General features: G+C 56.4%; 7 protein-coding genes. 2 read left to right on the top strand and 5 right to left on the bottom strand.

The window, feature by feature from the left end; genetic code table 11:
* Positions 1 to 13 precede the first annotated feature (13 nt).
* Both dnaB and priA read left to right on the top strand, forming a co-directional pair.
* Positions 14 to 1426 carry a replicative DNA helicase gene (gene dnaB / locus OEV59_02940; GenBank protein MDH4226700.1) on the top strand — a complete coding sequence of 471 codons (1413 nt, stop codon included), beginning with the start codon at positions 14 to 16 and terminating at the stop codon, positions 1424 to 1426.
* 40 nt (positions 1427 to 1466) lie between these two features.
* Positions 1467 to 3878 carry a primosomal protein N' gene (gene priA / locus OEV59_02935; protein ID MDH4226699.1) on the top strand — a complete coding sequence of 804 codons (2412 nt, stop codon included), beginning with the start codon at positions 1467 to 1469 and terminating at the stop codon, positions 3876 to 3878.
* 7 nt (positions 3879 to 3885) lie between these two features.
* On the opposite strand, the gene OEV59_02930 is transcribed toward priA, so the two are convergent.
* The 5 genes from OEV59_02930 to OEV59_02910 all read right to left on the bottom strand — a co-directional run bounded on the left by OEV59_02930 (position 3886) and on the right by OEV59_02910 (position 19265).
* A complete protein-coding gene (locus OEV59_02930; protein MDH4226698.1) occupies positions 3886 to 9894 on the bottom strand; it encodes an OmpA family protein in 6009 nt (2002 codons plus the stop codon).
* A gap of 28 nt (positions 9895 to 9922) precedes the next feature.
* Positions 9923 to 11038, bottom strand: coding sequence for a hypothetical protein (locus OEV59_02925; GenBank protein MDH4226697.1), 1116 nt, complete (start codon positions 11036 to 11038; stop codon positions 9923 to 9925).
* Positions 11039 to 11218: 180 nt separating this feature from the next.
* Positions 11219 to 11734 (bottom strand): hypothetical protein, encoded by a 516-nt coding sequence (locus OEV59_02920; protein ID MDH4226696.1) that lies wholly within the window; start codon positions 11732 to 11734, stop codon positions 11219 to 11221.
* A 26-nt stretch (positions 11735 to 11760) separates the two neighbouring features.
* A complete protein-coding gene (locus OEV59_02915; protein MDH4226695.1) occupies positions 11761 to 12753 on the bottom strand; it encodes a hypothetical protein in 993 nt (330 codons plus the stop codon).
* Positions 12753 to 19265, bottom strand: coding sequence for a DUF11 domain-containing protein (locus tag OEV59_02910; GenBank protein ID MDH4226694.1), 6513 nt, complete (start codon positions 19263 to 19265; stop codon positions 12753 to 12755). Before OEV59_02910 ends, OEV59_02915 begins: the two co-directional genes overlap by 1 nt.
* Positions 19266 to 19463: the final 198 nt, after the last annotated feature.

Here is a 19463-nt window from a genome sequence, read left to right as displayed (position 1 = left end):
ACTGGTGTCTGCCATGGCCATTGAAGCCCGGAAAAAAGAGGCCCCTCACAGGGTCCCTCCGCACAATCTGGAGGCAGAGCAGGCCGTCATCGGCGGCATTCTGCTTGAGAAGGACTCTCTTGCCAGGGTGCTTGAGATACTTGCCCACGACGGAGGCGACTTCTACAGCGACATCCACGGCCTCGTATTCAGGGCCATGGTCTCTCTCTTCGAAAAGAACACCCCGGTAGACATCGTAACGCTAACCGATGCGCTAAAGAACACCAAGGCCCTCGATTCCGTTGGCGGGGTTTCCTACGTCGCGGCCCTTGCGGATTCGACCCCTACTGCGGCCAATATCCTCTATTACGCGCGCATAGTCAGGGAAAAGTCCCTTTTAAGGGGGCTTATAACCGCGGCTACAGAGATAGTAAGGCGCGGTTACGACGCAGGCGAAGCGGTCGACGACTTCGTGGACGAGGCCGAGAAAATAATTTTTCAGGCCGCGCAGGAGCGGACAAAGAAGTCTTACTACGCGCTGCGTGACCTCATAAAGGACGCCTTCGAAGCGGTTGAGAAGCTCTACGAGAAAAAGACGCACGTAACCGGTGTGGCCTCCGGCTTTAAGGACCTTGACAGGCTTCTGGCAGGGCTTCAGCCCTCTGACCTTATCATAATCGCAGGCCGTCCTAGCATGGGAAAGACAGCCTTTGCGTTAAATATCGCAGAATACGCGGCCATAGAGACGGAAGCGCCTGTTGCGCTCTTCTCCCTTGAAATGAGTAAAGAGCAGCTGACCCAGAGGATGCTTGCCTCGAGGGCAAGGGTGGACCTCCACAGGCTTCGCCACGGACGCTTGAACGACGAGGACTGGGGCCGCCTTACCACTGCAGTCGGCACGCTCTACGAAGCGCCGATATATATCGACGATACCCCGGCACAGAGCGTACTGGAGCTTCGGGCAAAGGCCAGGAGATGGGTAAATGATCTTGGCATAAAGCTTATTATCGTGGATTATCTGCAGCTCATGCGCGGAAGAACGAGGACCGAGAGCAGGGAGCAGGAGATATCCGACATATCGAGGTCTTTAAAGGCCCTTGCAAAGGAAGTAAACGTTCCGGTCGTAGCTCTCTCGCAGCTTTCGAGAAGGGCGGAAACCAGAGAGAACGCGAGGCCGCAGCTTTCGGACTTGAGAGAATCGGGCGCAATAGAGCAGGACGCCGACGTGGTTATGTTCGTCTACAGGGAGTGTTTTTATAAGCCCTGCGATTGCCCAAAGGAGCTTTGCACCTGCGGCAAAAGAAGAGGGGCCGAGATAATAGTTGCAAAGCAGCGTAACGGCCCAACAGACACGATAAAACTTACCTTTATGAACGAGCTTGCGAGGTTCGAGGACCAGACGCAGGTCGATTACGGCGATATACGCGGCGAATGGGTGGAGTCGTAACGCCGGGCCTGCAGTAACGTCTTACGCGCATATACAAACAATGAAAAAATTCGTGGACGTGAGCGTTGCCCTTCCTGTGGAAGGGTTTTTTACTTATTCGGTGCCCGAGCACCTTCTGGACGAGGCACGCCCGGGCAGGCGCGTTGCCGTAGAGTTTGGAAGGAAGAAAATCACTGCCATAATCGTCGAGACCAGAGAAAAGCCGTCCGTTACATCCGTAAAACCCCTTATCGACGTCATAGACAGCGTTCCAGTGCTTGATAGCGCGAGGCTTAAGTTCCTCAAATGGATGTGCGGCTACTACCTTGCCCCGCCGGGCGAGGTGTTCTTTCTTGCCGCGCCGTCTGCCATGAACCCCGGTGAAGAGCGCGTCATATCCACAACCGGTAAGGGGCTTGAATATCTCGAGACAATCAAAAAGCCAGATAGCACCGAGGCCGTTATTCTCGATCTTGCAAAGGGCGGAAAGCGGCTTTCTTCGGTGGTAAAGGCCGTTAAAAAAGGTTCTGTATACGCCGCAGTGACAAGGCTCAGGGAAAAGGGGTTTTTAACGGAAGAGGTGGTTGCAAAGGGCCCGCTTGGCGTAAAGACCGAGACAGTTGTAAGGCTTGTAAAGGAAGCTGATGAGGCGGCCGCGCTCGAAGGCATGAAGGCCGCGCCGCTTAGAAGAAAAGTTTTCGAGCACATAAAGCTGCACGGCGAAATACCGCTTTCGGCGTTAAGGGACGCGCTTGGTTCGGTCGATGAGCCTGTAAGAAGGCTTGTCGGTTCCGGGCTTCTGGAAAAGGAAGAGCGTGTCGTGGATAGAGACCCGTTTAAGGATAGTGCCGTTCGTCGTGTTACGCACAAGCCAAATGACGAGCAGGCCGCTGCGATAGGCCGCATCTCTGCCGCGCTCGGTAACGGTTTTTCTCCGTTTCTTCTCTACGGCATCACCGGGAGCGGAAAGACGTTTGTATATCTAAAGGCAATAGAAGAGGCCGTAAGGCAGGGTAAGCGCGCCCTGTTCCTTGTTCCGGAGATAGGCCTGACCGAGCGCCCTGCCGCGCTCCTTAACGCGCATTTTCCGGGGCGCGTTGCCGTTGTGCACAGTTCAATTGGCGAAGGCGAGAGAGCAGATCAGTGGAGGAAAATCCGCGCAGGCGGCGTTGACGTTGTTATAGGCGCAAGAAGCGCGCTCTTTGCCCCGCTCTCGGACATAGGGCTCATTATCGTTGACGAGGAGCACGACCCCTCCTACAAGCAGGACGACAAGGCAAGGTACAACGCCAGGGATTCGGCGCTGATGCTGGCAAAGACGCTTGGCATTGCCGTTATTCTGGGCTCCGCAACCCCGTCGGTCGAGACATATAACAGCGCCATAACTGGGAAGTTCGAAATGCTTCGCCTCACAAGACGCGTTGATGACGCAACGCTTCCGGAGGTCGAGCTCTTTGACATGAAAAAAGAGACAAAGGGCACGGTAATATCCGGCAGGCTTCGCGTGCTTATGGAGGAAAACCTTACAGCCGGCAATCAGACGCTTGTCTTCCTCAACAGGCGCGGGTTTTCGAGCTTTGTTCTCTGCCGCGGCTGCGGCAGCGCAGTGAAGTGCTTGAACTGTTCCGTGACGCTTACATTTCATAAGCGCGCGCGTGCCCTTAAATGCCATTACTGTGATTTCACCATGCCTGTGCCGGAGAGCTGCCCAGGCTGCGCCTCCGTGGACATAGTAGACCCGGGTATAGGCACGGAAAAGGTCGAGGAAGAGGTACGGGGGCTTTTTCCAAAGGCAAGGGTAGCGCGCCTTGACAGCGACACGACCTCGAAAAAAGGCTCACTAAAGAAAATACTCGATGCTGTCGAGGACGGAAGTGTCGATATACTCGTAGGCACGCAGATGGCTGCAAAGGGCCACCATTTTCCGCGCATTACGCTTGTTGGCATAGTATCAGGGGATACATCGCTTGGCATCCCGGACTTTCGAAGCGGCGAGCGGACGTTTCAGCTCATGGCGCAGGCCTCGGGCCGGGCAGGCAGAGAGAGCGGCCCGTCGAAAGTCCTGGTGCAGACATTTAGCCCGGAGCACTTCTGCTTTCATGCCGCGGCAACGCACGATTACGACGGTTTTTATAAGGAAGAACTTCTAATAAGAAAGGACGCCGAGTACCCGCCATACGAAAGGCTCGCGCTTGTGAGGATTGACGGCATAAAGGAGGCAGATGTCGAGAAGGGGGCGGCGCTGCTTCGCGCTGTTGCCGACAAATATGTCGAGCGTGGCATAGTGCTCCTTGGCCCTGTGCCAGCACTTATAGAGAAGGTAAGGGGGCGCACCAGGCGGCAGATGCTCGTTAAATGCGCCGATGCCTCCAGGTTAAACAGGTTCCTTGTTTGCCTTAAAAGGGATTTTCTTGCAAGAAGGCTTGGTTCGGTGCGTCTCTTGTTCGATGTAGACCCGTCGGTAACGGTCTAAGCCTCGCTTACTGCCCGGTCAGCCACCTGACGGCTTCCTTGGCGCTTTCCTGGTCCACCTTTATCCTGAACTTAAGATATACGCCCTGGCTCGTAAAATCCGCTGCCGAGAAGTCCGTGTCCTTGAAGCCGCTAAAGTTGTAGCCGATGCTTACCCAGGCGTTCTTTACAAGCGTGTAGCCGACCGAGACGCCGGTGTTGTAGTCCTGTTGGTTGGTGCGGTACGAATGGAGTATCCTTGCGTGCGCGCCGAGGTCTACCTTGGGCGTTACGTCGTGGCGGCCTTCGAGCCCGATGAGCTCGGTGATGCCGCTGTAATCCGTGTTGTCGATGGTCTCGGTAACGTACTTGATGCCGTAGTGGACCGAGAGCTCGTTTCTGTCGTTTGGCTTGTAGTTGACGTTCAAGTTGTTTACAACGCGCCTGTTGTCGTAGTTATACGTTGATGCCGAGCCGCCCATTTCGTCGTGTATGAAGTCGAGCTTATCGAGCACTATCCACTGCGTTGTCTTCGGCCTGTACGCGAAGCCGATACGCAGGTTGTCGGCCGCCGAATGAGTGTGTGTGGTCCTGTAAGTCCTAAGCGTTCTCATGGCCGCCGATACGCCGTAGCCTTCCTTAGGCTCGCCGTACGCGCCAAGGAGCAGGCCTATCTTATCCTCGCTCGAGGCGTTTCTGAACTCGAACCTCGATGTTGCGCCCCATGTCTCTTCTTTATAGGCAGCGCCAAGCGACAGGGCCGTAAAGTCCTCGCTGTCGTAAGAGGCCTTCGGGGCGTTCATGTTGGTGGTCGGAGAGCCTGGCTGCTTTATCGTAGCCGAGCGGTCAAGCGAGGCATCGAAGCTCCAGTGCTTGGAGTACTGGTAGCGCTGCTTAAGGCCCGAGTTGGAAAGAAGCCTCGTGCCGTCCTCGTTGTGGCGCTGCTCGACCGAACTGCCAATCTGTGCGCCGCTCCACGGCGTTGCCTTTATGCCGGCCCTCGTAAGCTCCGCGTGGTTATCCTTGCCGTTCGTGAACTCCTGGGCTGCGAAGACCGAGGCGTACTCGGTTAGCCTGTATTCGCCTCCGAGAGTTGTGCGCGTCGGGAAGTCCGGGTTCTCGTTGCCAGATACCGACTGCTCATGCGAGGCCTTTAGCGTGAGCCTGTTTTCCATAAGGCCAAGTGAGCCGCCAAGCTCAATCTGTGTCGAGTCGTTTATGGGGCCGTTTACGAAGCGGTCCTCGGCCCTCTTGACCCCCGTAAAGAGCGAGTAGTTCTTCTCCCTGTAAGTAGCCTTCACGCTGCCGTAGTAGCGGTCGGCGCCGGTGGAGAGGTTCGAGTGCTTATACATTTCCGTTGAGGCGCTCGTTGTCGTGTTGAAGCTGTACTCGGCATCGAGCCCGATTTTCCTCATGCCGCCTTCGGAGCCGCTTGTGTGGCCGAGCCCGAATTCGTCGTCTATTTCGCGGATGTAGGTCCTTGCCTTTGCCTTGGCGCCAAGATGCGTTATCTCGGCCAGGTAGGCAGAGCCCTTCTTTGTATCGTTGGCTGCGACTTCCTTGTCGGTCGTTGCGGCCTCGACCTTGAGCCTTGTATTGTCAGTTATCTCTATTGTCGCGTCCGCGCCGTAGAGGTTTGCCTCGGCGTTTAGCGTGCCTTCGTGCACGTGAGTTACGCCGCCCGAAAGTTTTTCGTTCGTTGTGTTCGCGCCTACGCGGCCTCCGTAGTTGTACTCGCGGTCTGCCTTGTCGTTGCTTTCATAGTCAGCCACTATGTAGACGGGGTTAAAGTCGGCATCGCGGCTCGCTACCGGCTCTTTAAAGAATATCGTCGAGGAGTCGTAGTCTATGTCGTAGTCGGCGTGCCTCATGAGCTCTCTTCTCGATATTACTATCTCGCTTCTGAAGCGGTCGCGCACTTCGATGGCGACCTTCTCGGAGTTCATCACGACATTTGACCTCGTAAGACGGTAGAGCCCGGAGGTGCCGTCGCCGCGTATTTCGTCCTTTACGAATGCCTGGCTCGTATCTGTTGCGAAGGCGCTGTAGTTGAAGTTATCGCCCTTGTATTCGCTCTTTATTCCGTTATGCGACCTCGAGTAGCGAGAAAGCTCGGTTACCGTGAGCCCGGTATCGAAGTCCCCGAACAGGGCGTAGAACTGGTCGCGCTCTATCTTTATGTAGAGAGGCCTTGCACTCGATGCCTCGTACCTCTGCTCGCTTGCGTCGCCGTATACTGTGTAGTAGGTGCCCGGGTCTATTACGCTGTGGAGCCGCGTCTGGTCGTAGTTGCCGTCCTTCTTGCTGTCGTAGGTCATGGTAAGGAGCCACTCGCCCTTTATCGTGCCTTTTGTGAAGAAGGCGATGCGTCCGTCCTCGTAGTAGTCGTACTCTGCGCCCATGTCCTTGGCAGTTGTCATGTTCTTGGATACCGTGCCGTGCGCTGCCGTGCCCTCTGCGAGTCCTATGAGCACCCAGTCGCGCTTCTCAGGCCTTAGCCAGCCCTTTACGGTTTCTTCCGAACCAGCGAGCTTTACCCTGACCGAGACTTCTCCGGTCTTTGTTGTCGGTGTAATGGGCACAAGTACTATGCCGTCCTTGCCGACCCTAAACGAGTTCGCGTTAGAGGGGCTCTTGGTGAGCGGCGATTTGTCGGCCAATGTCGAGCTTACGTATGACGAGTAGGGCGGCTCGACCGCGGCTTCTATTATCAGACCTTCCCTTACCGGGTGATTATCTTTGTCAAAGAGGCGTATGGCCATTACCGGCGATGTCTTGCCGTCGGCTGTAAGCGACGAGAACTCCTTCGAATATGCGGCCTTTACCGGGTCCGTTGAGTAGTGCACGGTGCGCTTTACGCGTTTTGTCTCGATGCCGTCTTTGTCAAAGGTAGCGGCCTCGAGCACGTTGTCGCCGCCAGCAAGCGGGATACCGAGCCAGCGGCTTATTGCCACCGTCGAGTCTTTGCTTACAACGCGTTCTTCGAAGTTGATCGGGGCTATTTCTTCGCCGCCGATGTATACTTTTATGATTTCAGCAGGCGCGTGCTTTATTGCTATTCCCATGGATGGAGCTGCCGGGTGGTGCCCTTCCGTTGGCCAGAGTATCTCCAGTTCCGGCGTTTTGCCCTCCGGCATTGGCACCATGTGAGGCCTTAATGTCTCTTCGGTCCCGGCGCCGTCTGCTGGCTGCATGGTGGCCGATTCGCCGGGGCGAAGTCCAACGGTCTCGGCGCTTACCGTGTTCGAGCTTTTCTTGGCCGTGTCGACAGTTTTCTCGTCGATAACGTCCTGAAGCTCTATACGCATCTCCACCCTGCGGTTCTTGGCCCTGCCGTCGGCGGTCTTGTTGGTTGCCACTGGCTCGGCGTCACCCTTGCCCTCGGTGACGAAAACGTCGTCGGTAAGGCCGAGGGTGTTTTTTAGCACCTCTGCCACGGCCTTTGCCCTGGCAAGCGAGAGGTTCTGGTTATCTTTGAATTTGGCGTTTTTGGCGTTACGCACCTTCGAAGAGTCCGAGTGCCCGATCACGTACACGCGCTTAAGCTTTTTATCCCTGATAGTGTCGGCCGCCTTCTTGATGGTCTCTATGTCGCCTGGCTGCAGTTCATCGGAGCTTGGCGCGAATTGCGGATGCAGCGTTATGGCGTCGAAGGTGGTGGTGTTAGTTTGCACCTGTCTTGCCGCAGTGCTTTTCACTACCGGCGTGCGCTGGTTCTTTGCCGATGGAGTGTTAAATGTCATCATGGCGCCGGCGCCGTATTCCTTCGTGCTCTTCGGGTCGTTTATCGAGGCAGCGAAGTTGAGCTCTGTCTTTGAGTCGGCCCCTATCTCGCCTAGCCTAAAGACCAGCGTGTTCGAGCCGAAGTCCTCGGGGTCGGCAATGGAGGCGTTGTTTTGGATGGCCGAGCCTTTTTTGTAGGTAAGCCCTTCCGGAAGCGATATGGTTACCGACACGCCGTCGATCTTTACCGCCAGGTTGTCTATAGCGGCGCTGTAGTTGATAGTCCTTTCGTTCATGGAGCTGTCAAGAGAGAGCGATACCTGTCCCGTGGTCTTTGCCCTGAGCTTTATATGGAAGTCCGCTCTCCAGAGCGTGCCGCCCTGTACGTCCACGAACTGGCTGATTGCGCTGCCGGAGTTGCGAGTGTTCGCTTTGCAGAGTACGGGCTCGTATGTTTCGGGTATCGTTGCCGTATCCATCTGCACGATGTGTGTGCCCGGGGTGATGCCTTCGAAGTGGAACATGCCGCGCTTGTCGGTTACGGCGTAGGTGCCGTCCTCGAGGTATATTCTTACGCCTTCGGCGCCGTCGGCATTAGGATCGGTCTCGCCGCAGCCGTCTGGGATGACTCTTCCGACGATGACGGACTTGGTTTCCATAAGGTCGTCCACGACCTTTACCTTTGCCTTTGCCGTGTTGGAGGTGATTACGCCCGAGGCCGCAGAGGCCGAGTTAACCGCCTCGCCGAATTTTGCTCCTGCGCCGACGTGCACGACGTAGCCGATTGTAATCTTCGCGCCTGCTCCAAGCGTTGCTACGGAGAAGGTGAGGGTGCGGCCGTCTGCGGATATCGCAGGGTTAGCGGCTGCGATGCCGTTATATGTCGCCGAATTTTCTTCGTACCTGAAGCCCGAGGGCAGCCTGTCGGTGACGACTACGTTATTTAGTATCGCGCCGGTTGCGTTATCGACCTCGACCTTGTACTGGAGGAAGTCGCCCTTCGATACTTTTTCCTTCGACGCGTCTTTTCTGACGAACAGGCTCGTAGCGCTTGTCGCGTCGAGCGGAACGTCTATCCTTACTGCCGGGCCGGCCACTATCGTAAATACCTCGAGCCTCGAGCCGGTTATTATGGTAAACGGCGCTCCTGGAAGCGTCTGAAGCATTGCCGTTGGCACGACCGACGGTACCGAGTACCCCGGAGGCGGCGTTATTTCGAGCACATAGTTGCCGGGCGGTATGAGCGGGAAGCGGTAGCCGCCGGCAGGGAAGGTGTAGACGTTGGAGCCCGAGTCGGTTACAGTGCCGCCGCTTACAACCGTTGCCGGGTATGAGCTTATGCCGTCGTCGCCGTACACTGTTGCGAGGGCGCCGCCGGGCGACTCCCTAAGCGTAACCGTTGCTCCGTTTACCGGGGCTCCTGTAAGGCTGTTAAAGAGTATGCCGTATGGGTCCACGAGCACGGCGTTTGCCGATACGTCGATTGCGTTGTTGGGGTCTGTGTAGTTCGCGGTTATGGAATCCGAGTCCACCACGTTTATTGCGCCGTCGTTTTGGGCGCCGGTGGCTCCGTCTGTCTGAATGTATCCTATGAACTCGCCCGTGTTTACCCCTGTCTCGGTAAGCACGATGACCTCTGAGTCGCCCGATGCCGTGGTTATGGTAATGGTCAGCGTGTCGAGGAGCGCTGGGTCCGTGTCCTGGTCAGGGTCTTTTACGCGCACGAATATCGGCTCTCCGGCATGGACCGTTGTGCCGGGGTATAGAGATACCGGCGCGCCGAGGTTGATAGGGTTGAATGCGCCTCCAAGCGTCTGCGCTACGGGCGAAGCAAGCGGCGTAAACGGCCCTGCAAGCGAGCCTGTCGCAGAATATGCGCCGGTTGCCACGTTAAAGGACGTGCCTGGAGCAGGGTTATAGAGGAGAAAGTCTATCGTTGACGCTGTATTTAGTGTTACAACTGTCGTTGATGCCGAGTTCGAGACCGCGGCTATGCCTACGACCGCGCCAACGTCGTATGAGGCAGTGGCGGTGTTGGTTATTATAGTGCCCGGAGGTGTAGCTGCCACTGACGCCGATGCTGTGATAAAGAGCATTATAAAGGCGATAGCTGCCTGCACGTTGCGCAACCCGAGGCCTTTACCCCCGGTTTGCGCAACGTGCAGACAGCCCGGCGTATTGCTCGCTGCCGCCGGGTTGCCTGCGGTGCCTGGCTCCTTTAACAATACTTCCCTGAAAAGGGCAGACGCGTACGTACGGGCGACACTCCCTGAGCGTCCGTTCGTAGCGCTTACTATGTTAAAGAATCCCTTCACCAAGCCTCCTGCACTTTGTTTTATTTCCTTACTGTATTGTTGCCTGGAACGTTATGGTTATGGTTTGTCCGTCCTGTAGCTCCCCGGCGTTAGTATATATGCCTCCGGCCGGCAGGAAGACAGTTGAATCTATGACAAGTCCGCCAGTGCCGCTGTTATATGCGACTCCGTCTGTATCGCCATCGCCTAGGTCCGTTGTACGGAGCAGGAATGAACCGCCTCTGGACGTTGTTATGTTGACGGAGTCTGCGACGATTGTAAGTTTCCCTATGTCGATGAAGTCCTGTATGCTCGACAGGGTTGCCGAAGATGCCGCAGGCGCCGCACCGTTGCCGTTTTTGGCGATTATGGTGTATTCGACAATTGCTCCGGGTATCGTCAGGCCGCTGCCAAGCGGGTCGGATACCAGGGCTACCGATTTCGTGATGGTCATCTCCGTGCCAACGAGCGTGTATGCAGCGGTGACGGAGTATTTGCCGTCGGTTGCGGCATCGGTTGCGCCGGCTACGTCGTTGAATACCGCGTCCTCGGTGTTCAGGCCGAGGTTGGTCTCTGTAGTTGCGTTTACGTCCACGGCGCTTCTGTTATGTGTCGTTGCCGTGAGCGTTATGGTCGAGTTGTTCGGCGGGGTAAGTGCGCCAGGGATATTGACCCATACGTGGATGTCAATGGTTGCGCCGGGCGCCACGTCCGGTGTAAGGCCGCCGGCGGACAGGTCTACGTCTGTACCGTTATAAATCCCGTCGCATGGGCATATCTCGGCGAATATCTTAACACCCGTCGTCGGGTTGGCGACGGTGAAGGTCCCGCCATCGGCTATGGCAAAAGAGTACCTTTGTGTCGTGTTGCCTCCATTGGTCAGTGTGAACGAGTGCACTCTGTCGGCTGCGCCGGTTACTACTGCCATGGGCGACGTAGTGTTTAGCGTCATCGTCACCTCGACCCTGTTGTCGACCTTGAAGGTCGCCGGGGCCAGCGTGGTGTCCGCCGACGTGCTTGTCACACCGTCGCTGTAGTAGACGGTTGCGTTGTTTGTTACGGTCGTGCCTCCTGCAGTTTCTGCTGCTCCTGACGTCGGCAGTATGCTAACGAGCATGGCTGCGGCGAACAGGGCCAGTAGAAGGCGCTTTATCTGCCTGTTCATATTCTCCTCCTTTTTGTTTGTATGTTTCGTTTTGTAAGTAAACATTGCTTTCTCCATTGTCTTTTATGTTCCGTTATTGTCTTTTGCATCCTTTCTATTCAACCAGTATTTCCTTAACTTGGGCCATGTCGTCCTCCTTTTATATAGTAGTTGTCGGTAAATTCGTGATTTTGCGTCCTGTTATTTGATCTTCGCACGGTACGCAACCGAGCCCCCTTTCCCCGGGGCTAAGCTGCCCTTTAGCGTCCATTTTATGTTCGTGTATTCGGACGCCTTGGCCCGGCGCGTTTTTCCGTCCTTGTCTTTTACTTCGAGCTTCGTTGGAACGTCGTACGTATTACCTCCGTCTATGGAAAAGGTCATAACCGAGTCCTTTCCCGACGCGCTTTTTTCTATGTATTCGACCTCAGGCGGTACAGGGTTCGTGACAATGACCTCTTTTACGGCGTCGTCGCCGGTGTTCGTGTATGTTATCGTATATGTCACGACATCTCCTGGTATTACCTTGGCAATTGCCGCATCCACCATCTTAGTTGTCTTCTTGCCGCTTGCATCGGAGGTCTTGACCGGCACCTGTGCCGCTATCTTTACCTCTATCTTGCCGGCTGCAGCTGCCTCACTGGCAAGGGCGAGGGCGATAAAGGCGCCTCCGGCCAGAACGGCCGCCGTTAGCATCCGTGTTCTTTTTTGGTGCATATGAGCCTCCTTCTTGTAGCGTCGTTCTAATCTATAGTTACTTTGAACGTTATTACCTTTGTCACAGCCGCTGTCATCGAGCCGAGGTTGATTGTAATCGCCCCCGGGGCCGTTGAATTATAATCTCCGGCGTCGTTTGCCGGGGTGTCGCTTATCGGCGCGCCGTCGAGCGTTATCGTGCCGGTTTTATAAGTCGTGTTCGTTGGTATGGCGTCGGTTATCACAACGTTATTTGCCGTGCCCGCGCCGGCAACCGTTACTGTCAGCGTGTATGTTACGGTCGATCCTGTTATGGCGTTAGAGCCGCCGTACACGTCCAGGACAGTAGATGTTTTTGCTATGTTCACCGTTGCTGCGGATACCGAGTACAGCGCGTCTACGCTTGCTATGCCGCTTGTCGCTCCTATTACAGCGTCAGTGCCGCCGTCGCCTGCGCTTGCGAGCACGGTGCCGGGCGCCCCTGTGCCGGTCTTGGAGGTTATGGTTATACGGCTTGTGCCTGTGCCGGTTGCGCCTGCCGGTATGTTACTTAATACGAATAACGTTACAGAGGCTCCGGCGTTAAGCCCCGGGTCGCCGGAGAGGAGTGTATCTACGCCAACATCGTAAAAGCCGTTAGAGTTGGTGTCTACGTATATGGCGCTAAGTATGGGGTCGAAGTTGTCGCCGCCTACTGAATTGTTTACCACGACAGTATAGTCGTCCCATCCGTTGCCTGAATTGGTTATGGTGAATGTCGCTATGGCGTTTGTCTGCGAAGGCGCAACATACACCGCCGGGCTGTTTTGCCAGGTTATCGTTGGCTGTATTACTTCCTGTACTTTAAAGCCGATGGTAGCGTTGATGGTCGCCCATACGCCGCCGACATTATAGGTCACAAGGGCGGTGTTGTTTATGGTTACTCCTGCAGGCGTTGCCCCTTCGGACATGGCCGGGCAGCAGAGCGCGATAATAAGGGCCGCTACTGCGCAAAGCGCCTTTGCCGCCAGATGCCGGTATGTAAGTTTAAACCGTGTCATCACTTCACCCGTACCCTGAATTTGAGAGTGAACGCCTTTGCGGCGCCAAGCGTGCCGCCAAAGGTCACCCTGAAGTTCGTTACCGCTGGATCGAACGTTAGCGCCGGCGCGTATGTCCACGTTGTTCCGTTATCGTTTGAGTATTCCAGTGACGTTATTCCCGTAAGCCCGTTGGGCGCCGTTGTGTCCGTATACACGAACGGGCTGCCGCCGCCGAGGTTGCCGCCGAAGAACTCAACATTCGCCGTTGGTATCGGGTCTGTCACTACGAGGCTCGATGACGCTCCGGCGCCGATGTTGTTTATTGTGATGAGGTAATCCATGTACGCGCCCGGTATGGTAAGCGGCCCTGTTATGCCGTTTATCGGGTCGGAATACGTCGTAACGGTCTTCGATATTATGAGCATGCCTGCTGCCACGACCGTGAGTGAGTCCGAAGCGGATGCAAGGTTTGCTCCTGCGTTAGCGGTTGTTATGGCCCCGATGCCGATGGTGTTCGTGTATGTGCCTGGCACGGAGCTTCGGACGTTTACCGTTACCGTGCAGCTTCCGCCGGCCGGGATAGTTGCGCCGCTAAGTGCCACGCTGCCGCCCCCTGCCGCTGCCGTTACCGTGCCGCCTGTGCAGGTCGTAGAGCCTGCCGGAGTAGCGGCGTTAACAAGATTTGCCGGGTAAGTATCGGTAAATGCCGCGCCGGTTACGTTAACCACGTTCGAATTTGCAAGTGTTATGGTAAGAAGCGAGGTGCCTCCGGTGCCTATCAGTATGGGGGCGAAGGCCTTCGTGACCGTCGGGTGATTAAGCACCGTAAGTGTGGCTGATGCGGCCCCGGCGTTTGCTCCGGCGTTGGTCGTAGTCACGCCGCCTGCCGCTATTGTATTGGTGTAGCTGCCTGTTGTCGCGCTTGTGACCGTTACCGTATAGTCGCAGGAGCTGCCTGCGGGAATAGTTGCGCCGCTAAGTTGAACCGATGTTGTACTCGGGTCGGTAAATGTCCCTGTGCAGCCCGCGCCCGTTATCGTAGGAGCCGGGGTGGCCGCGTTAACCAGGTTTGCAGGATACGTGTCGGTAAATGCCGCGCCGGTTATCGCAACTCCGTTTGAGTTCGTAATGGTGACCTTCATTGTAGAAGTGTCGTTTACGCCGATAGAGGCCGGGGTAAATGTCTTTGTAACAGTCGGGCGGTTAAGCACCGTAAGTGTATCCGAGGCTAAAGCGGTGTTTGCCCCTGCGTTGGTGCTGGTCACGCCGCCTGCGGCGATTGTGTTTGTGTATGAGCCAGATGTCGCGCTCGTGACAGTGACAGTTACCGTGCAGCTTCCTCCGGCCGGGATGGTTGCTCCGCTAAGCGCCACGCTTCCTGCCCCTGCCGTTGCGGTTACAGTGCCTCCTGCGCAGGTTGTTGCTTCTGCCGGAGCCGCGGCGTTAACCAGGTTTGCCGGATATGTATCCGTAAATGCCGCGCCCGTTATGTCAACCCCGTTAGAGTTCGTAAGCGTTATGGTGATGGTCGATGTGCCGCCGACGCCGATAGCCGTGGGGCTAAAGGCCTTTGTAACACTTGGGTGGTTAAGCACCGTAAGGGTAGCCGATGCTGCTCCTGTGTTTGCTCCTGCGTTTGTGGTGGTCACGTTTCCGGCCGCTATTGTGTTGGTGTAGCTTCCCGTTGTCGCGCTCGTGACAGTGACAGTTAACGTGCAGCTCCCGCCGGCCGGGATGGTTGCTCCGCTAAGCGCAACGCTGCCGCCACCTGCCGCTGCCGTGACAGTGCCCACGGCGCAGGTCGTTGCCTCGGAAGGGCTTGCCGCGTTTACAACATTTGCCGGATACGTATCGGTAAATGCCGCGCCTGTTACGGCAACTCCGTTCGAGTTTGTAAGCGTTATGGTGATGGTAGAAGTGTCGTTAACGCCGATCGAGGCCGGGCTAAACGCCTTTGCAATTGTCGGGTGATTAAGCACCGTAAGTGTCGCTGATGCGGCCCCGGCGTTTGCTCCGGCGTTGGTGGTGGTCACGTCTCCGGCCGCTATGGTATTGGTGTAGCTTGCTGCCGTCGCGCTTGTGACCGTTACCGTATAGTCGCAGGAGCTGCCTGCCGGAATGGTTGCGCCGCTAAGTTGAACCGATGTGGTGCTTGGATCGGTAAACGTCCCTGTGCAGCCTACGCCCGTTATCGTAGGAGCCGGTGTGGCCGCGTTAACCAGGTTTGCAGGATACGTGTCGGTAAATGCCGCGCCGGTTATCGCAACTCCGTTTGAGTTCGTAATGGTGACCTTCATTGTGGAAGTGTCGTTTACGCCGATAGAGGCCGGGGTAAATGTCTTTGTAACGGTCGGGCGGTTAAGCACCGTCAGTGTATCCGAGGCTAAAGCGGTGTTTGCCCCGGCGTTGGTGCTGGTCACACCGCCTGCGGCGATTGTGTTTGTGTATGAGCCAGATGTCGCGCTCGTGACGCTAACTGTCACTGTGCAGCTTCCTCCGGCCGGGATGGTTGCTCCGCTAAGCGCCACGCTTCCAGCCCCTGCTGCTGCAGTTACAGCGCCTCCGGCGCATGTCGTAGAGCCTGCAGGCGTAGCCGCGTTAACAAGATTTGCCGGATATGTATCCGTAAATGCCGCGCCTGTTATGTTAACCCCGTTAGAGTTCGTAAGCGTTATGGTGATGGTCGATGTGCCGCCGACGCCGATAGCCGTGGGGCTAAAGGCCTTTGTAACACTTGGGTGGTTAAGCACCGTAAGGGTAGCTGTAGCTGCCGCTCCGGTAACGCCCTGGTTTGTCGTTACGTTCCCGGTCGAGTTAAGGTACGCACCCGCTGTTGTGGCCGTTACGTACGCAGTGTATGTGCAGGTAAATGCCGCAGGAACGGTTGCGCCGCTAAGCGAGAAGCTTACCCCTCCGTCAACGGCAGTAAGCGTGCCCGTGCATCCTGCCCCGGTTATGGTCGGTGAGGCGCCTGTTGCGTTTTGCATGACGCCGCCGCCCGGGTAGTTGTCTGTAAAGGCAACGTTTGTTAGCGCGCTCGGGTTCGGGTTGGCGACGGTTACGGTAAGCAGTGACGGGTCGTTCGTGCCGATGCTTGCCGGGCTAAACGACTTTGTTATCGTCGGGTTGTCGTAGAACTTTACCGTTGCCGTTGCCACTGCTGTGTTTGGCCCGGCATTCGTGGTTGTAAGGTCCCCGACTGCTATGGTGTTGGTATATGCCGCCGCAGTAGCGCTCGTAATATCGACCGTGACAGCGCAGCCTGCCGGAGGTATGGTGCCGCCCGTGAGCTTTACAGAGCCGTCCCCGGCTGCTATAGCTCCGCCGCCACCATTAGTAAATGTCCCGCCGCAGTTATTTGAGGTGCTAACCGGGCTTGCTACCGTTACGCCCGCAGGCAGGGTGTCTGTAAACGTAGCGCCGGTGATGTTTACGGCGTTAGAGTTCGTAAGCGTTATGGTAAGTGTCGAGGGCGCGTTCACTGCCAGGTCTGTCGGGCTAAATGCTTTTGTAATGTCAGGGCGGTTAAGTACCGTAAGTGTGGCTGACGCTGCCCCGGCGTTAGAGCCCGCGTTCGTTGTTGTCACGCCGCCTGCCGCTATTGTGTTGGTGTAACTTCCCGCAGTAGCGCTCGTGACCGTAACGGTTATTGTGCAGCTTCCGGATGCCGGAATCGTTGCTCCGCTAAGTTGAACGCTGCCGCCGCCTGCCGCTGCCGTTACCGAGCCTCCTGCGCAGGTTGTCGAGCCTGCAGGGGCTGCCGCATTGACAAGGCCTGCCGGGTAGGTATCGGTAAATGCCGCGCCGGTTATGTTCGCGGCGTTAGGGTTCGTAAGCGTTATCGTGATGGTCGAGGTGCTGTTTACGCCTATGCTCGTTGGGCTAAAGGCCTTTGAAACGGTCGGGCGGCCAAGCACGGTAAGTGTATCCGATGCAGCCCCTGTGTTCGAGCCTGCGTTTGCCGTTGTAACGCCGCCTGCTGGTATTGTATTCAAGTAGCTTCCTGGCGTAGCGCTCGTGACATTCACGGTTACGGTGCAGCTTCCTGATGCAGGAATAGTTGCTCCGCTAAGCTGCAGCGTGCCGCCGCCTGCTACTGCCGTTACAGTGCCTCCGGTACAGGTGGTGGCGCCGGCAGGGGTTGCCGCGTTAACAAGATTTGCCGGATACGTGTCGGTAAATGCCGCGCCTGTTATATCCGTGGCATTCGAGTTCGTAAGCGTTATGGTGATGGTCGAGGTGTCGTTTACGCCTATGCTTGTCGGGCTAAAGGCCTTTGAAACGGTTGGCCGGTTAAGCACTATAAGTGTTGCCGAAGCAGGCGCAAGGGTTGCTCCGGCGTTCGTGGTAGTTACGCCGCCTGTTGCCAGCGTGTTGGTGTAAGAGGCTGCCGTTGCGCTCGTTACGTTGACCGTTACCGTACAGCTTCCGGATGCCGGAATTGTTGCGCCGCTAAGCGAAACACTGCCGCCGCCTGCTACTGCCGTTACAGTGCCTCCGGCGCAGGTCGTAGAGCCGGCAGGTGTTGCCGCGTTAACGAGATTTGCCGGGTAGGTATCGGTGAATGCCGCGCCCGTTATGTTCGCGGCGTTCGAGTTCGTAAGCGTTATTGTAAGCGTAGACGTTTCGTTCACGCCTATGCTCGCAGGACTAAATGCCTTGGTAGCAGCAGGGTGGTTCATTACCGTAAGCGTTGCCGACGCAGCCGTGGGGCTTGTTCCTGCGTCCGTGCTCGTAACTGCGCCTGCCGGCAGCGTGTTTGTGTAGCTTCCAGCGGTCGCGCTTGTTACGTTTATTGTGTAGGAGCAGGTGGTGTTTGCCGGTATGGTAGCGCCTGTGAGCGCGGCAGAGGTAGTGTCCGGGTTCGTGAATGTACCTGTGCATCCAACGCCGCTGATTGCCGGGCTTGGGGTCGCGGTGTTTATAAGGCCTGCGGGATATGTGTCAGTGAATGCAGCGCCTGTTATTGCCAGAGAGTTTTTGTTTTCCAGGGTTATGGTCATTACCGATGTATCGTTTGTGCCGATACTTACCGGGTTAAACGATTTTGCGGCCCCCCTGGGCTTTGCCCTGTTCGTGTATGTGCATGTGATGTCGTCGTCAGGGCCGGGGGTAAGGTTAAATGAGCTTGCAACTCCCGGGGCAGGGAGCACGGTCGTTGAGCCTGCGAAGGCGTTCGTGCAGGAATACAGTGTATAATAGTCGGTAAGCAAGCCGCTTGCCGCGCTGTCTGTGATGGTAAGTGCCTGCCCGGGCTGGCTCCAGAAGGTCGTCTGCTTTGTCGTTTCAGCGAGCGCGGTCGTAATTGTCACGGGCGCGGTTATGGCGGCTCCAACGCTGTCGGTTAGCGTGCCGCCGCCGGTTGCCGTGACCGAGAACTGATCTGTCGGGTTTACGCGTCCGTCCACGTTCTTTACCATGGTGATTTTGCTTCTTTTCTTATTTGTGATAGTGCAGGAGCCCGATACTTTTTGCGTGCTAAGGGCCGCTGTTATGGTGCGCGTTCCGAGGTTTGTCGTAAAGGTCGGGGCTACTGGCGATGTGATGTTTCCTGCGCATGTTATGGCCTCTGCCGAAGTCTCCCAGAAGGTGGTGGCGCTCTCGGTGATGGTCATTATCTGGTCCGTTGCGAGCGCATCGGTTATGAACCTTACTGTCTCGCCCTGTTTTATAGTCGCTGTGACTGTTTGCGTTGCCGTGGTTATGGGCGAGGAGTATACGCCGTTCTTTAGAGATACAACTACAAGCGGCGCTGGTACTGAGGCTGTTAACGTAAAATCCTGGAGCGAGCCGTCCGGCGTGGGGTTCGTTGCCTTGGTTACGTCGATATAGGTGCCCGAGCGCACCTGTACGGTTCCGGAGACCGTTGATACGCCTTTGGCGCATTTGGAGCTTCCGGCGATCGATACATCAGTGGGCCCTGTGCAGGTGGTGCCGCTATTTGAGTGGAAGCTTGCGACAAAAGGCACTGCCAGCGTTCCGGTAGGCGCCCCGGCAGCACCCTGACAGACCACCTTTACGTTATTTATAAGGGCTATTGATGTGTAGGCCGGATTTTTGCCGGTAAAGTCGCTGCATGCGTCGTTTTGCGGATCAAGGGTTTGCCACGGGGCTACTCCGGTCACCGGAAAGGTCGCAACGGAGCATGTCTTTGTAGCGTCGTTGACTGCAGGGTCGTTCCCTGTTTCGCCGGCAAAGAAGCCGATATCGTATTTGTCGCCTATGCCGCCGGTTATCGATACTTCCACGTTGAAAGAGAAGACATCGCCTGCGATGCAAAAAGGAACCGTGCCGCTTTGAGCGCTAAGGACCGCATTGACCGTAAAGTCGTTTGCCGTGCATCCGAGGTTGGTGGCTGCGCGCGTTCCTGCGCAGCTTAGGCTGTTTGTGGCAGTGGTGGTGTTGTCTATTACCGCGTATGATGCGTTTGGCGAAAGGAGCGCGAGGGTAAAGAGCGCAAACGCCGCCATAAGGCGCATTATGGGCGCTATATACAAGGTATGGAGCGTTTTTTTGAGAACTTTCTTCATTTCCCTCGCCTTAAAAATAAAACCCATCTTCTATTTGTATCGCCGAAGATGGGTTGATGGCGGACTTAAGGCGCTACGCGCGTCCTTATGTTCGCAAGTTTCTCTGTAATGCAATCAACCGGCCACTTCGGCGTCCCTTCAAACCCTTTCCGTTTCCGGATGTCGGGTTAATGGCTCTGCGCCCCGTACTCGTCGTGA

It is taken from the genome of Deltaproteobacteria bacterium, assembly GCA_029858205.1.
In the GTDB taxonomy this organism is placed as follows: domain Bacteria; phylum Desulfobacterota; class GWC2-55-46; order GWC2-55-46; family DRQE01; genus JAOUFM01.
The sequence above is the reverse complement of the archived record's forward strand: the minus strand, read 5'-3'. Positions and strand labels throughout refer to the sequence as shown.